Raw genomic sequence first — 15,330 nt, 5'->3', positions numbered from 1 at the left:
CCTGGAGTCAGCGCACCATGCTCGTCTTCATTGCGCGGCGGCTCTTCGTCTCGATCTGGGTCTTCCTCGCCGCCTCGGTGTTGGTCTTCATCCTCTCGACCAACGTCAGGGACCCGCTCGCCGAAGCACGCCAGCTTCCCGATTCGTCGCGCGAGAGCGCCATCCGCGCCATCACCGAGCGCATGAGCCTCGATGATCCGATCCTCCTGCGGTACCTGCGCTGGCTCGGCGACGCCCTCACCGGAAACCTCGGCGTGAACCGCCAGGGGCAAGAAGTCAATTCCATGCTGGAGAACGCGTTCTCCGCGACCATCCAGCTCATCACCGGCGCCACGGTCCTCGCCATCGTGATCGGCATCACGATCGGCGTCATATCCGCGCTGCGGCAGTACTCGGCGCTCGACCAGACCGTGACGTTCATCGCGTTCATCTGCTTCTCGCTGCCCCTGTTCTGGGTCGGCACGCTGCTGAAGCAGTTCCTCGCCCTCGACTTCAACGACTGGCTGGCCGATCCGCAGATCTCACCGCTGTTCATCGGCGGGATCGCGTTGATCACCGGCCTGTTCTGCGGCGGCGTCGTCGTCGGCGACCGCCGCTCCCGCATCACCGCCTTCGTGAGCTCCACCGCCGCGATGGCGGTTCTGCTGTGGGTGCTGTCGGCCACCGAGTGGTTCTCCGACCCCGGCCTCGGCCCCATCGTCGTCGCGCTCACCGCGATCGGCGGTGCCATCGGCTTCACGACGCTGGTCAGCGGCCTCGAATGGAAGCCGCCGCTCCAGGCGTCCCTGGCCGCCGCGGTCCTCGGCATCATCGCGTACTTCGCGCTCGACCCGGTCCTCGACGACCCGCAGCTGATCACGATCGTCCTGCTCGCGCTGGTGACGATCGGCGTCTGCTTCGCCCTCGGCTGGTTCCTCGGCGGCGACCTGTACCGGCGCAACGCCATCCCGGCGGCGATCCTCACCGGCCTGTTCGCGGGCGCCGTGATCTTCACGGACCGGATGCTCCAGTCGTTCAAGAGCTACAGCGACTCGGTCGGCAACCGGCCGATCTCCACGGTGGGCGCCGAGACGCCGAACTACGACGGCTCGTTCTGGGAGAGCGGCCTCGACTCGTTCGGCCACCTCGCGCTGCCGACCCTGGCGCTGGTCCTGATCTCCCTCGCCACGTACTCGCGCTACACCCGCGCGAGCATGCTGGAGGTCATGAACCAGGACTACGTGCGCACCGGCCGGGCCAAGGGCCTGAGCGAGCGCGCCGTGGTCACCCGCCACGTCCTGCGCAACGGCCTGATCCCCATCACCACGCTGGTCGCCTACGACATCGGCACGATCGTCGGCGGCGCCGTCGTCACCGAGCAGGTCTTCGGCTGGTCGGCGATGGGCAACCTGCTGTTCACGGGCATCGCCCAGGGCGACCCGATGCCGATCATGGCGTTCTACGTCGTGAGCGGTGGCGCGATCGTCGTGTTCAACATGGTCGCGGACATCGCGTACGCCTTCCTCGACCCCCGTATCCGCCTGTCGTAAAGGAGACTGGCCATGACGCGCAACGCGCAGCCGGCCGGGGCGGAAACGGCCCCGGCGGCACCGGGTGCGGCGGACGCCGCCGCGCTCGGACTCACCATCGTCGCCCGATCCCAGGGCCAGCTGATCAGGCGCCGGTTCTTCCGGCACCGCGGCGCCCTGTTCGGGATGTTCCTCTTCCTCCTGGTCGTCGTGCTGTCCGTCAGCTCGATCGGCATGGGGCCGATCCCCGGCTGGTGGGACAAGTCCCCGACCGCCACCGGCTCCGTGAGCGGCGACGCGGGCCCGACGCTGTCGGTCCTGCCGTCGTTCCTCGGCGGCGGCGGCGTGCACCTGGGCGAGCACCCGTTCGGCCAGGACAACATCGGCCGCGACTACTTCGCGCTCACCATGCGCGGCACGCAGGTGTCGCTGATGATCGCGGTCATCGTCGGCCTGGTCTCGACGCTCGTCGGTACGGTCATCGGTGCCGCCGCCGGGTACTTCCGGGGCTGGATCGAGTCGGTCCTGATGCGGGTCACGGACGTCGTGATCGCCATCCCGACGCTGCTGATCGCCGGTCTGATCGGCTCCATCGTGGCGGGCAAGGGCGTCGTGCTCTTCGCGCTCTTCCTCGGCCTGTGCCTGTGGACGCAGATCGCGCGCCTGGTGCGCGGCGAGGTGCTGTCGCTGCGGGAGAAGGAGTACGTGGAGGCGGCCCGTTCGGTCGGCACCCCGGCCCGGCGGATCATCTTCAAGCACATCCTGCCCAACACCATGGGCATCATCATCGTGTCGGCGACGCTGGCGATCGCGAGCGCCGTGCTGACCGAGTCGGCGCTGTCGTTCCTCGACCTGGGCGTCCAGCCGCCGGACACCTCGCTCGGCCGCCAGATCAACGACTACCGCACGGCTCTGACCGTCCGCCCCTGGCTGTTCTACTGGCCGGGCGCGTTCATCATCGCCATCGCGCTGTCGGTCAACTTCATCGGCGACGGCCTGCGTGACGCCTTCGATCCCCGACAGACCCGGGTGCGTGACTGATGTCTTCCATGATCCCCCCCGTGAACACCCCGGCGCCCGCGCCGGACGCCGACACCCCGGTGACCGACGCCGCCGAGGAGGTGCACAACGCCCGCACGCTCGCGGAGGCCAAGCCGCCGTCGGACGAGGCGATCCTCACCGTCGAGAACCTGACGGTGGAGTTCCCCACGGACGACGGCCTGGTGCGCGCCGTGCGCGGCATCGACTACACGCTGCACGCCCGCGAGGTGCTCGGCATCGTCGGCGAGTCGGGCTCGGGCAAGTCGGTGTCGTCGATGGCCGTCATGGGCCTGCTGCCGAAGAACGCCCGGGTGCGCGGCAGCATCAGGTACCGCGGCCAGGACCTGCTGGCGCTGCGCCCCAAGGAGCAGCGCTCGCTGCGCGGCCGGAAGATCGCCATGATCTTCCAGGACCCGATGACGTCGCTGAACCCGGTGCGCACCGTCGGCGACCAGCTGGCCGAGGCCGTGCTCGCGCACCACCTCGTGCCGCGCAAGCAGGCGCTCGCGCGGGCCAGGGAGATGCTCGACCTGGTCGGCATCCCGCAGGCCGACAAGCGGCTGAAGGCGTACCCGCACGAGTTCTCCGGCGGCATGCGGCAGCGCGTGATGATCGCGATGGCGATCATCAACGACCCGGACGTGATCATCGCCGACGAGCCGACGACGGCCCTCGACGTGACCGTCCAGGCGCAGATCCTGGAGAAGCTCCTTGAGGTCAAGGACGAGGTCAACGCGGCGATCCTGATGATCACCCACGACCTCGGCGTGATCGCGGGCATGGCGCACCGGACGCTCGTGATGTACGCGGGCAAGCCGGTCGAGGTCGGCTCGACGGACCAGGTGTTCTACGAGCCGCACATGCCGTACACCGCCGGTCTGCTGGGCTCCATCCCGTCCCTGGAGGGCGAACGCGCCGGGCGGCTGCGTCCCATCAAGGGCACGCCGCCGTCGCTGATCAGCCTGCCCAAGGGCTGCCCGTTCTCGCCCCGCTGCCCGCTGGCCACCGACGTGTGCCGCGAGAGCGAGCCCGAGCTGACCGAGACGCAGGACGGCCACCTGGCCGCCTGCCACCACAGCGACCGACTGGCCGCCGCGGAGGACGCGACGGCGTTCTTCCGCTCTCCCGAGGAGGGCCGATGACCACCCTGACGAAGACGAAGGAACTGCTGAACGTCACCGATCTGGTGGTGAACTTCCCCGTGCGCGGCGGCGGTCTGATCCGCCGTGTCGTGGGGCAGGTCCAGGCGGTCAGCGGCGTGTCCCTGTCGGTGAACGAGGGCGAGACGCTGGGCGTCGTCGGCGAGTCCGGCTGCGGCAAGTCCACGACGGGCCGCGCCCTGCTCCAGCTGATCAAGCCGACGTCGGGCTCGGTCACGTTCGACGGCCAGGAGATCACCGGTCTTTCGGCGAGCCAGCTGCGCCCGGTGCAGCGCAAGGCGGGCATGGTCTTCCAGGACCCGTACGCCTCGCTGAACCCCCGGCTGCCGGTGAACGACATCATCGCCGAGCCGCTGAAGGTGCAGGGCCTGTACCGGGACGGCGGCAAGGAGCGCGTGGCCGAGCTGCTGTCGCTCGTCGGCCTGAGCCCTGAGCACGGCAACCGCTATCCGCACGAGTTCTCCGGCGGCCAGCGCCAGCGCATCGGCATCGCCCGCGCGCTCGCGCTGAACCCGAAGCTGCTGGTGCTGGACGAGCCGGTGTCGGCGCTGGACGTGTCGGTGCAGGCGGGTGTGGTGAACCTGCTGGAGGACCTCCAGGACCGCCTGGGCGTGGCGTACGTGTTCATCGCGCACGACCTGTCCGTGGTGCGGCACATCTCGGACCGCGTCGCGGTGATGTACCTCGGCAAGGTCGTGGAGACGGGGACGCGCGAGGACGTGTACGAGCGCCCGTCGCACCCGTACACGCAGGCGCTGCTGTCGGCGGCTCCGCTGGCGGATCCGAAGAAGGAGCGCAAGCGGCGCCGTACGGTCCTCACCGGCGACGTGCCCAGCCCGCTCGACCCGCCGAGCGGCTGCCGTTTCCGGACGCGCTGCTGGAAGGCGCAGGACATCTGCGCCACGGAGGAACCGGTCCTGAAGGACCGGGGCCAGGGTCACCCGGTCGCCTGCCACTTCGCGGAGGAGGCGGCGCCGGTCACGGTCGCGGCCGTCTGAGGAACGGCGCGCGGAGTCTTCCACGGGCTCCAGGGGAACGCCTCCCGCACCCGGTCACGAGCCGGGGCGGGGGGCGTTTCCGCTTGTGTGCGGTCAGGTGGCCGGGGTGCCGCCGGTGTTGCGGATCATGCGCTGGAGGACGCGGACGGTGGTGACGTAGTCGGCGTCGTCGATGCCCGCGTGGATGAGGTCGCGTATCCGCGGGGTGTGCTCCTTGAGGCGGGCGCGCGCCGCCTCGCCGTCGTCGGTGATCCACAGCCGCCCGTCGCCGTCGCGGGTGAGCCAGCCGCGGCCGAGCAGGACCTCCGCCTCGGCGGCGAGGTCGTCCTCGGGGCGGAGGTAGGTGCGCATGGCGTCGTGGAGTGCGGCGAGGGTCATGCCGTGGCCGTCGGGCGAGATGTCGTGCGGGGAGAGGTTGCGGAGCAGCCAGTACTGGGGCTGGGTGAAGCCGAGTCGTGCCTGTTCGGCGCGGATGAACGCGATGGTGGCCTCGTACGCGAGTCCGGTCCAGTAGGCGACGGGCTGGGCTGCGGTCTCGGCGTCGGTCTCGGCGGTGTGCTGGTCGGTCATGGGACAGACCGTAGGAGTTCAAGCTCGCTTGAGGTCAAGCGCCGCGCGCCGCGACGAGGGCGACGGTCGCGTACCGCATGGTGAACGAGCCGCCCGCCGCGTCGATCGCCGCCCCGACGCCGTCGAGCACCGCCGCCAGCGCGTCCGGCGGGAGCCGGGTGAACGCGCCCTGCGTCGGCAGCTGGTCGAGCCAGGCGTCGCGGGTGTAGGTCCACTCCCAGTCGTGGCGCCACAGCTCGGGCTCGCCGAACGCGCCGCTCGCCCGTACGCCCGCGGCCGCCGCGTCCGTCAGCGCGCCGTACGCGCCGAGGTCGCCCCGGCCCATCGCCCCGGCGTCGAACGGGGCGCCGGGCAGCGCGCGGCGGCAGACGTCCGCCACGGCGTCGCCGAGCGCGGCGGGGAAGGTGAAGACGTTCCAGAACGGCGCGAGCAGCCCGCCGGGGCGCAGCGCCCGCGCGGCGCGGGCCGCCCCTGCCGCGGGGTCGATCCAGTGCCACGCCTGGCCGGCCACCACGGCGTCGAAGACGCGTCCGCGCGGCTCCCACTCCTCGAACGCCGCCACCTCCACCTCCGCCCCGAGGCGCCGGGCGACGCCGGCCATGCGCGGGTCGGGTTCGACGCCGAGGACGCGGCAGCCGGCGGCGCGGAACTGGCGGGCGGCGATGCCGGTGCCCGTTCCGACGTCGAGCACGGCCGGTCCTGCGGCGGCGATCCGTTCGACGAGGGCCTGGGGGTAGCGGGGGCGGGCGCGGTCGTAGCGCGCGGCGTCCGTGCCGAACGACTCGGCGACGGCGCGCAGTTCATGGGAGCGGCGGGAGGGTTCCGACGGTAGGGTGGGCATGCGCCCACTATGAATGGGCGCGCGCCCACTCGTCAACCGGAAGGACCCCGCGATGCCGACCGGAGTGGCCCTGCGCGACGCGCGACGCCAGCTCTTCGACGCCGCGGAGCGCCTCCTGCTCCGCGCCGGCCCGCACGCGCTGACCAGCCGCGCCGTCACCACCGAGGCGGGCTGCGCCAAGGGCGTGCTGCACCGGCACTTCGCCGACTTCGACGCGTTCCTCGCCGCCCTCGTCCAGGAACGCGCCGCCGCCCCCGCCGAGGCCGCCGCCACCGCCCTGCGCGCCCGCGCCGGGACGGACACCGTCGCCGGCAACGTCACGGACGCCCTCACCGGCTTCTTCACCCCGGTGACGGTCGCGCTCGTCGCCCTGATCACCTTCCGCGACGACCTGCGCGCCCGCCTGCGCGCCACCACCCCGGCCGGCATCCCCGTGCTCACCGAGGCGACGGCCGCCCTCGCCGCGTACCTCGCCGACGAACGCGACCGCGGCCGCCTCCCCGCCGACGCGGCCGTGGACGTCCTGGCCCCCACCCTGACCGGCACGGCCCACCTCCTCCACGCCGACCGCACCACCCCGCCGCCCACCCGGGAGGAGCTGCGCCGGACGGTGGCGACGCTCCTCCCCTGACGGCGTTCCAAGGGCGTTCCCGCGTTCGCCGCGTCCCGTCCCGGCATTCGAGGCGGGGCCGTTCACGCAGGTCAGGGCCGTGGAACCGTCCCAGCGACCCGAACCGGCGGCGCCCGCTGGATGGTGGGACGGGAACGGGCACAAGCTGCGGTCGTCCGGCCAGCCAGGCCCGGTCCGACCGACGAGAGAGCAGACATCGTGACCACCAGCGCCCCCCGCCGCCGTACCCGTCTCCGCGCCGTCGCCGCCGCCCTCGGCGCCACCCTCGCACTGACGCTCACCGCCTGCCAGGACGACGAGGAGACGGGCGGCATCGGCGGGACCGCGCCGCAGTCGCCCAGCGTGCAGATGCCGGCGGACCCGGAGAGTGACGACGAGGCGACGGCGGACGGCGCCGAGGGCGACGGCGCGGAGGAGAACCCCGGCGCGCGCACCCCGGGCGACGGCACGCTCGAAGGCGGCGCCGGCGAGTCCGCCGAGGACACCGTCCCCTGCACCGACGCGAACACCCAGCTGACCGTCACGCCGGTCGAGCGCCCGATCAACCACGTCCTGCTCACCGCGACCAACACCGGCACCGAGACGTGCTTCGCCTGGTACGCGCCCTACCTCCGCTTCGACGACGCCCAGGCCCCCACGCCCCGCATCGAGGACAGCACGCCGCAGGCCGTCGTCGGCCTGGCGCCCGGCGAGTCCGCGTACGCCGCGATCCTCACCTCCGACCCGACGGGCGAGGCGCCGGACACCCGCATCGCGACCAGCCTGGGCGTCCAGTTCTCCGGCCCCGACGACCAGGGCACGGGCGACCTGACGGAGGTCGCGCTCCCCGACGGCGAGCAGTACATGGACTCCTCCGCGCAGGTCACCTACTGGCAGTCGTCGCCGGATCTGGCCCTCATCTGGTGACATCCCCCGCACCGCGCCGCCGCCGGGTCCCTGCGCCGGGACGCGTGACGCTCAGCCCGCCGCGTACGCGCCCGCGTCGATGTCCTCGACCAGCGTCGGCCCGGTGGGCGTCCAGTCGAGCAGCTCCCGGGTGGCGGCGCTGCTCGCCGACAGGTCGCGGCCGAAGAACGCGCCGATCCACCCGAAGTGGTCCTGCACGTCGTCCGGCGCGATCGAGGCCACGGGCAGGTCGAACGCGCGGCCGATCGCCGCGGCGATCGCGCGGGTCGGGACGCCCTCCTCGGCCACGGCGTGCAGACGGCTGCCCGCCGGGGCCTTCTCCAGGCCGAGCGCGACCATGCGGGCGGCGTCGCCGCGGTGGACGGCGGCCCAGCGGTTGGTCCCGTCGCCCGGGTAGCCGGAGACGCCCTTCTCGCGGGCGACGGCGGCGACGGCGGCGATGAACCCATGGTCGCCCATGCCGTGGACGGTGGGCGAGAAGCGCAGGCTCACGGTGTGCACGCCGCGGTCGACGTACTCCAGCGCGAGGTTCTCGCTGCCGCCGCGCGGCGAGTCGGGGCCGTGCGCCGGGGACGCGTCGGCCTCGGTGGCCGGCTTCCCGCCCTGCCCGAGCCCGGCGACGCCCGACGCGAGCAGGAACCGGCGCCCGCTGCCCTCCAGCGTGTCCGCGATGGTCTGTACGGCGGCGCGCTCGGCGGCGTTCGACACGGCGGGGTCGGACCAGTCGTGCTTGTTGGCGAGGTGGATGACGGCCTCGGCGGTCTCGGCGCCGGCGCGGATGCCGTCGAGGTCGTCGAGATCGCCGCGGCGGACCGCGGCCCCGGCCCGCCGGAGCGCGTCGGCCGAGGCGTCGGACCGTGCCAGGCCGGTGACCTCGTGCCCGGCGGCGAGCAGCTCGCCGACGACGGGGTAGCCGATCCAGCCGGAGGCGCCTGTGACGAAGACATGCATCGGGGTGACTCCTTCGCGTGGTGATGTCGGTGACTGACGTCAGCCACCGACATCACCGTACCTCTCCACGTCAGTCACTGCCATCACTACACTCTTCGGTATGGCGCGCTGGGAACCGGGAACCGCGGAGCGGCTGCAAGAGGCCGCGCTCGAACTGTTCGCCGCGCGCGGCTTCGAGCAGACCACCGTCACGGACATCGCCAGGGCCGTCGGCCTGACCGAGCGCACGTTCTTCCGCCACTTCAGCGACAAGCGCGAGGCGCTCTTCCACGGGCAGCGGCTGCTCGCCGACGCGTTCCTCTCCGGCGTGGCGGCGGCGCCGGACGGCGCGGCACCGGTCGAGCTCGTCACCCGCGCGCTGCGCTCGGCCGCCGCGTTCTTCCCGGAGGAACGCCGCCCCCACTCCCGCACACGGCAGTCCGTGATCGACCGGAACCCGGCACTTCAGGAACGCGAACTGCTCAAACTCGCCGGCCTCGCCGCCACACTCGCCGACGCCCTGCGCGCACGCGGCATCGGCGACCTCCCGGCGTCCCTGGCGGCGCAGTCGGGCATCACCGTCTTCGGCCTGGCCTTCACCCAGTGGATCGCCGACGACGAACACCGCCCCTTCACGGAGATCGCCGAGTCCGTACTCCACGAACTACGCGCCCTGACCGCCGCCCCGGCGCCCCCGGAGTAGGCCCGGCTCAGCCCAGCGGGTCCCCGGCCTCCGGCCAGGCCTCCGGGGGCGGGCCGAAGGCGCGGCGAGCCGCACGCACGGTCGCGGCGGCGAGGGCTGCGTTGGCACTCCCGCCGATCACCGCGCCGATGCCGAACGGCGCCACGCGGCCGAGGACGATGATCCCCTGCCTGGTGCCGTACTTCGTGACGAAGTGCCTGCCCAGGGCCCTGTTGATCCGCCGCAACGCCTCGGCGGGCACCCGGCCGACGACCTGGCGCCCCCAGTGCCGCCCCGTACGCCCGGCGACCTTGGCGACGGTGGCGGAGCCGGTCTCGCCGAGCATGATGCCCATCACGATCGTCCGGCGGCGTTCGAGTTCGTCCACGGGAACGCCGTGGACCTCGGCGAGGGACAGCACGAAGAGGGTGCTCATGCCGAGGGACGTGAGGGCCTCGCCCGCCGACAGCGACAGGGCGACACCGGTGCCGACGCCGGGCACGGCCGCCGTCCCGCCGACCGCGGCGCCCGTGCCGGTGAAGGCACTGACGTACATGCGCTCCAGGCTGCGAATCGCCTGGGCCGGTGTCGCGTCCGGGTTCCGCTGACGGGCACGGGCGATGTTCCTGCGCACCAGGGGGGCCTGGACGCCGATCGCCTTGTCCAGGAGGTCGAGAACACGCTGTCCGGGGACATCCGTCGCCACGTCTCGCTCCCTCCCGGATGCTCGTGTGCGTGAGGGCGGGCCCCGCCCTCACGCCGACACTATCCGGTGGCGCCGTCGTCTGGCCCGCAGAGCGCGGAAGTCACAACTCCCCGCCCAGGCACGTCGGTTACGGGCGTCCACCGCTCACCGGGAACCGGTGTCGTCGCACAGCGCCCGGTCCACGAGGGCGCCCATCGCCTCCTGGGTGGCCTCGCCGCCGTCGCTGGTGGCGTACACGACGGCGCTGCGGCTGCCGTCCTGAGTGGCGCCGGCCCAGGTGCGGTAGCCGAGCAGTTCGCCGGGATGGCCGTAGTAACTGCCGCCGCAGGACAGCGGGATCTCGCCGATGCCGAGCCCGTAGCGCGCGCCGAGTTCGGGCGCGTCCACGGTGTCCGTCATGGCGGCGAGCTGCGCGGGGGCGAGCAGGTCGCCGCCGAACAGGGCGGTCCAGAAGCGGTTCAGGTCGTGCGCGGTGCTGATGACCGAGCCGGAGCCGACGGCCATGCTCGCGTCGAGCACCGTGACATCCGTACCGGCGCCCGTGCCGGTGTCGGCGTCGAAGCCGGTGTAACTCCGGGCGTGCGGGCCGGGGATGAGCGGGAACGTGCCGGGCGTGCTCGTGTCGCGCAGGCCCAGCGGGCGGATGACGCGGTCACCCACCTCGCGTTCCCAGCTGTGGCCGGTGACCTTCTCGACGATCATCGCGGCGAGCGTGTAGTTGGTGTTGGAGTACGACCAGTCCTCGCCCGGGGTGAAGTCGTCGGGCGGCGGGTACCGCATGGCCAGGTCCACCAGTTCCTCGGGGCTGTAGCTGCGGAACCGTTCCGCCCGGTACCCGTCCGCGCTGGTCAGCGAGGGGATGTCCGGCACGATCTCGTGGATACCGCTGGTGTGCTGGAGGAGGTTCCGCACGGTGACGGCGCGGCCGTCGTTCCCGTTGCCCCGGACCACTCCCGGCAGCCACCGTTCGACGGTGTCGTCCAGCGACAGCCGCCCCTCGCCGACGAGTTGGAGCACCACGACGGCGGTGAACGTCTTGGTGGCGCTGCCGATCCTGAACCGGCCGTCGCGCGGCATCGGCAGCCCGGTGCCCGCCACGGACGTACCGGCGCGGGCGCTGTCGCGCGTTCCCGGCCCTGTCGTCTCGGCGGCCACCCCGACCACCCCGGTGGCGTGGACCGCGTCCACCTGGTCCTGGAGCGGATCGGCCGCCCGTGGACTCGCGGCGGCCGTCAGCCCGGTGGACGCGGTGACGACGACGGCGGCCAGACCGACCAGGGCGGCTCTGCCCCGCGGCCTCCTCGCTGCACGCATGGTGATGTCCCTTCTCCCGTACCGGGCCCCGCCCGTGCGCGGCCCACGGCCATCCCACCAACGGCGCCGGCCCCGATCCATCCGGCATCCCCCTGACGCGCCCCCCGCGCCACGGTAGGGAAGTCCCGGGGGGCACCCCGACACACAACCCCGAGACGCCCGGCGCGTACGACGTAGCGCGCACCCCCGGACGAGCGCGGGCCGTGCTCCCGGCGCGCCTCCCGTGCGCCCGCGCGCTACACGTAGATTGTGCTCGAATGCGACAGAGGAGGGGGTTTCGTATGGCGGGCAAGCACGCCGGTGGCGACGAGGGTTCTGAGGACGACCGGCTGCCGGGCCAGCCGTGGGTCCCGGACGCCGAGCCGACCAGCGACGGCAACACACCGTCGGGCACCGGAAAGCGCCGCGAGTCGGAACAGGACGAGGACGGCCGGTAGATGCCCTCCGCGTTCCCCGTGCCGCCCGGCTGGGAGCGGGCGTTCGCCGAACTGCCGCGCGCCCGGTTCCTGCCCGACGTGTTCTGGCCGCACGATCTGGCGACGGACAGCTTCACGGTGGCCGATCGCGCGGCGGACCCGCGGGCCTGGCGGCGCGCGGCGGACGCGGACGTGCCGGCCGTCGTCCAGTGGGACGACGGCCGGCACACCGGCCCTGGCCCCGGGCGCGACGCGACCAGCTCCGCGTCCCGCCCGTCGCTGGTGGCCGCGATGCTGGGCGCCCTCGAAGTGACGCCGGGCATGCGCGTGTTGGAGATCGGCACGGGAACGGGCTGGAACGCCGCGCTGCTCGCCCACCGCCTGGGCGAACGGAACGTCACGACGGTCGAGATCGATCCACGGGTGGCCGCCGACGCCGCGACGGCACTCGCCCGCGCGGGCCTCCGCCCGGACCTCGTCGTCGGCGACGGCGCGGAAGGCGCCCCCGACGCCGCCCCGTTCGACCGGATCATCGCCACGGCCGGGCTGAGCCGCGTACCCCCCGCCTGGACACGCCAGGTCAGGCCCGGCGGGCTGATCCTCACCCCCTGGGGCACGCCGTACAGCAGGTGGGAGGGGCTGGCGCGCCTGACGGTGGGGCCGGGCGGCGGCGCGAGCGGGCCGTTCGTGGACCTGGTGGCGTTCATGAAGCTGCGGGCCCAGCGCCGCGCCGTCCCGCGCTACCCGGACGGCCTGCCGTTCACGGACAGCACGGGCGACGTGTGGCCGCCGCACGAACTGTGGCACCCGTTCCGCTTCCTCGCCGGGCTGCGCCTGCCGGACGTGACCCACGCGGTCCAGGCCCACGGCGACGGGCACACGCAGTGGCTCTACAGCCTCACCGACGCCAGCTGGACGGCCGCCGTCCGCCGCGGCGGCGGCCCGGTGGAGATCCGCCAGGCGGGCACCCGCCGCCTGTGGGACGAACTGCTCGACGCGTACGCCTGGTGGACCACCGCAGGCGAACCACCCCTCACCCACTTCGGCCTGACCATCACCCCGGACGGAACCCACACCCCCTGGCTCCACACCCCGGCCACCCCGGTCCGCCCCTGAAGCGGTCGCATCCGATCAGAGCGGACCGCTCCCTTTCCCGAGACGAGGAGCAAGACGCCATGACGAGCTTGACAGCGAGCGAGCGGCCCTTCGGGCTGAGCCGCGTAACAGTTCTCCCGGACGAGGGGGCGGCGGCACTGCCGGCCAATCTGGTGTACGACCCGGTGGGACAGGTCAACCTCTGCCCGTGCGGGGCGCCTCGCATGGGCAACAAGCAGGAACACGAGGAAGACCACGACCACAGTGGGGAGAACCCCGGCACCACGCACGTCAACACGCAGCACGACCACCAGTGGTCCACGGACACCGACTGACGTGACGGCCACCGTGGTGGTGATCACGAGGGACCAGGATCTCACCGCGGACCTGGTGATCCTGGAACTGGCCGAGCGGGACGTCCGGGTGGCGCGGCTCGACCTGGCCGACGTGCCGGAGAGGGTTGTGCAGGACGCGCGCTTGGCGGGCGGCTCCTGGTCGGGTGCGTGGACGAACGGGTACTGGACGGTCGCGCTGGAGGAGGTGACGTCCGTGTGGTGGCGCAAGCCGGCCGCCCACCAGCCGCACCCCGCGCTCGACGCCACGGAACGGCGGTGGGCCGCCGCCGAAGCCGAGGCGGGCTTCGGCGGCGTCCTGGCGGCCCTGCCCGGGGTGCGGTGGGTGAACGATCCGCTCCGCAACAAGGCCGCCGACCACAAACCGGCCCAACTGGCCGTCGCCGCCCGGTGCGGAGTGGCCGTACCGGAGACCCTGCTGACGAACGACCCACAGCGGGCACGGGAGTTCTGCCACTCCCACCCGGAAGGCGTCATCTCCAAACCGCTGCGCGGCGGCCCGGGACGTCTCACCGGTGAACGGGTCGCTCTGTGGGCGGATACCGTGACGGCCGAGGACATCACGCCGGGTGTCGCGCGGACGATCCACCAGTTCCAGGCGCGTGTGCCGTGCGCCTACCCCGTGCGGATGACGGTGGTCGGCCGGCGGCTCTTCGCGGCACGTGTCCGTACACCGCCCGGCGCTCCCATCGACTGGCGGGCAGCGCACGACGCGCTGTCGTACTCACCGGTGGACGTGCCGCCGGACGTGGCCGACGGCGTCCACAGGATGATGGACCACTTCGGCCTCGTCTACGCCGCGCCGGACTGGATCGTGACCCCGGACGGGAGGTTGGACGTTCACAGGGGACCTGAATCCCAACGGCCAGTGGGGCTGGCTGCACGAGATGTTTCCCATCGCCGCCGCACTGGCGGACGAACTCGCCCCGGAGCACCCATGATCCGCATCCCCACCGCCTCCCAGGACGCGCGCCGCTGTCTCGTCGAGGACCTGACCGAGCGCGGCTTCCTGCATGATTCCGCGTGGCGGGAGGCCTTCTGTGCCGTCCCCCGTGAGGCGTTCCTCCGCCGCTTCGCCATCCCCTCTCCGGACGGGAACCACCGCACCTGGGACCTGGACGAGTGCGACGCGCGCGACGCGCGCGACGAGGCCCTGGCCGCCGTCTACCAGGACGCCCCGCTGCTCACACAGACCGGCGCCAACGGCACGGCGACATCTTCGTCCACGGCCCCGAGCCTCATGGGCCTGATGCTGGAGGCGCTCGAAGTCCGTGACGGCATGAGGGTGCTTGAGGTCGGAACCGGCACGGGCTACAACGCGGCACTGCTGTGCCACCGGCTCGGCAGCGAACTCGTCACCACCGTCGATCTGGACCCACGCCTGGTCGCGGCGGCACGGAAGTCCCTCGAACAGGTGGGCCACCAGCCGGTCGTGGTGTGCGGCGACGGCCTGGAAGGCTGCCCTGGGCGGGCACCGTACGACCGGCTGATCGCCACGTGTGGTGTGGCACGGGTGCCGACTGCGTGGCTACGGCAGGTGCGGCCACGCGGCGTCATCCTGGCGAGCGTGGGATTCGGCCTGGCGCGGCTGACCGTGCGGCCGGACGGCACGGCGTCGGGGCCGTTCATCGATTACGCGAGCTTCATGCCCGCGCGCCGCGCGCCGGACGAACTACAGCCCACCCCGAGGGAGACCCTCGCCCTGGCGGGGGGAGGCGGGCACCGGGAGGTGACGCCGTTCGCTTGCTGGGACGACCTCGAAGAGAGGATGCCGGTGTTCCTCCGGTCGCTGATGCTGCCGGACGTGCACCAGGTGACGCTCGTCGCCGGAAAGCGGACGGAGTACGTGCTGGCCGATCACGCCTCCGGTTCCTGGGCAAGGGCGCAGCGGCGCGAGCCCGGTACGGTGAGCGTCGTCCAGCACGGACCGCGCCGTCTGTGGGACGAACTGCACGTCACGTTGCAGACGTGGATCGACCACAGCCGGCCCCCGCTGACCTCCTGCGGCCTGCACGTCGACACCGAGGGGCGCCACGAGCTGTGGCTGACGGCCCCGGACGGGGCGCGCCTGCCGATGGAGCAGCGGCGACCGTTGAACGGCTCCTGACCGGCTGCACCGCGGGCGAGCGACCGGCGGCGATCGTGTACCCCCGGAGCCGAACCACCCCGCGGAGCCGGC

General features: G+C 72.8%; 16 protein-coding genes. 11 read left to right on the top strand and 5 right to left on the bottom strand.

The features are described 5' to 3' along the window. Positions 1–17: 17 nt before the first annotated feature. Genes ACL02R_RS14020 through ACL02R_RS14005 form a run of 4 tightly spaced genes read left to right on the top strand, consistent with a single transcriptional unit; the run spans position 18 to position 4,707 of the window. Positions 18–1,529 (top strand): ABC transporter permease, encoded by a 1,512-nt coding sequence (locus ACL02R_RS14020; protein ID WP_412797215.1) that lies wholly within the window; start codon positions 18–20, stop codon positions 1,527–1,529. A 12-nt stretch (positions 1,530–1,541) separates the two neighbouring features. Continuing rightward, positions 1,542–2,549, top strand: a complete 1,008-nt coding sequence (locus tag ACL02R_RS14015) for an ABC transporter permease (protein ID WP_412797214.1) — start codon at positions 1,542–1,544, stop codon at positions 2,547–2,549. Continuing rightward, complete coding sequence (locus ACL02R_RS14010) at positions 2,549–3,691, top strand: ABC transporter ATP-binding protein (RefSeq protein ID WP_412797213.1); 1,143 nt, start codon at positions 2,549–2,551, stop codon at positions 3,689–3,691. The genes ACL02R_RS14015 and ACL02R_RS14010 overlap by 1 nt, the downstream gene beginning before the upstream one ends. Further along, entirely contained in the window at positions 3,688–4,707 is a 1,020-nt protein-coding gene (locus tag ACL02R_RS14005; RefSeq protein ID WP_362957455.1) for an ABC transporter ATP-binding protein, read from the top strand. Before ACL02R_RS14010 ends, ACL02R_RS14005 begins: the two co-directional genes overlap by 4 nt. Before the next feature lie 93 nt (positions 4,708–4,800). Here ACL02R_RS14005 and ACL02R_RS14000 read toward each other — a convergent pair whose 3' ends face one another. Together ACL02R_RS14000 and ACL02R_RS13995 are read right to left on the bottom strand one after the other, a co-directional pair. After that, positions 4,801–5,277, bottom strand: a complete 477-nt coding sequence (locus ACL02R_RS14000; protein ID WP_412797212.1) for a MarR family transcriptional regulator — start codon at positions 5,275–5,277, stop codon at positions 4,801–4,803. Between the two features lie 34 nt (positions 5,278–5,311). Beyond that, positions 5,312–6,118: a class I SAM-dependent methyltransferase gene (locus ACL02R_RS13995; protein WP_412797211.1), complete on the bottom strand. Its 807-nt coding sequence runs from the start codon at positions 6,116–6,118 to the stop codon at positions 5,312–5,314. A 52-nt stretch (positions 6,119–6,170) separates the two neighbouring features. On the opposite strand from ACL02R_RS13995, the gene ACL02R_RS13990 reads away from it, so the two are divergent. Together ACL02R_RS13990 and ACL02R_RS13985 are read left to right on the top strand one after the other, a co-directional pair. Further along, a complete protein-coding gene (locus ACL02R_RS13990) occupies positions 6,171–6,749 on the top strand; it encodes a TetR/AcrR family transcriptional regulator (RefSeq protein ID WP_412797210.1) in 579 nt (192 codons plus the stop codon). A gap of 198 nt (positions 6,750–6,947) precedes the next feature. Continuing rightward, a complete protein-coding gene (locus ACL02R_RS13985) occupies positions 6,948–7,655 on the top strand; it encodes a DUF4232 domain-containing protein (protein WP_412797209.1) in 708 nt (235 codons plus the stop codon). Positions 7,656–7,706: 51 nt separating this feature from the next. On the opposite strand, the gene ACL02R_RS13980 is transcribed toward ACL02R_RS13985, so the two are convergent. After that, positions 7,707–8,606, bottom strand: a complete 900-nt coding sequence (locus tag ACL02R_RS13980; RefSeq protein ID WP_412797208.1) for an SDR family oxidoreductase — start codon at positions 8,604–8,606, stop codon at positions 7,707–7,709. Positions 8,607–8,706: 100 nt separating this feature from the next. Between ACL02R_RS13980 and ACL02R_RS13975 the strand changes: the two genes are divergently transcribed. Then, a complete protein-coding gene (locus tag ACL02R_RS13975; protein WP_412797207.1) occupies positions 8,707–9,288 on the top strand; it encodes a TetR family transcriptional regulator in 582 nt (193 codons plus the stop codon). A gap of 7 nt (positions 9,289–9,295) precedes the next feature. On the opposite strand, the gene ACL02R_RS13970 is transcribed toward ACL02R_RS13975, so the two are convergent. Beyond that, positions 9,296–9,973, bottom strand: a complete 678-nt coding sequence (locus ACL02R_RS13970; RefSeq protein WP_412797206.1) for a hypothetical protein — start codon at positions 9,971–9,973, stop codon at positions 9,296–9,298. A gap of 144 nt (positions 9,974–10,117) precedes the next feature. Then, on the bottom strand, positions 10,118–11,287 hold the full coding sequence (locus ACL02R_RS13965) for a serine hydrolase domain-containing protein (RefSeq protein WP_412797205.1): 1,170 nt from the start codon (positions 11,285–11,287) through the stop codon (positions 10,118–10,120). A 281-nt stretch (positions 11,288–11,568) separates the two neighbouring features. On the opposite strand from ACL02R_RS13965, the gene ACL02R_RS13960 reads away from it, so the two are divergent. The 4 genes from ACL02R_RS13960 to ACL02R_RS13945 are packed head-to-tail and all read left to right on the top strand — an operon-like array spanning position 11,569 to position 15,258. Then, positions 11,569–11,724: a hypothetical protein gene (locus ACL02R_RS13960; protein WP_412797204.1), complete on the top strand. Its 156-nt coding sequence runs from the start codon at positions 11,569–11,571 to the stop codon at positions 11,722–11,724. Further along, a complete protein-coding gene (locus ACL02R_RS13955; protein WP_412797203.1) occupies positions 11,725–12,819 on the top strand; it encodes a methyltransferase domain-containing protein in 1,095 nt (364 codons plus the stop codon). Positions 12,820–12,878: 59 nt separating this feature from the next. Further along, entirely contained in the window at positions 12,879–13,133 is a 255-nt protein-coding gene (tgmA, locus tag ACL02R_RS13950; protein WP_412797202.1) for a putative ATP-grasp-modified RiPP, read from the top strand. A gap of 1 nt (position 13,134) precedes the next feature. After that, complete coding sequence (locus ACL02R_RS13945; RefSeq protein WP_412797201.1) at positions 13,135–15,258, top strand: MvdC/MvdD family ATP grasp protein; 2,124 nt, start codon at positions 13,135–13,137, stop codon at positions 15,256–15,258. The last annotated feature ends 72 nt before the right edge of the window (positions 15,259–15,330 follow it).

It is taken from the genome of Streptomyces sp. MS19 (assembly GCF_047200595.1).
In the GTDB taxonomy this organism is placed as follows: Bacteria; Actinomycetota; Actinomycetes; order Streptomycetales; family Streptomycetaceae; genus Streptomyces.
This window is presented reverse-complemented; position numbering and strand designations above follow the sequence as displayed.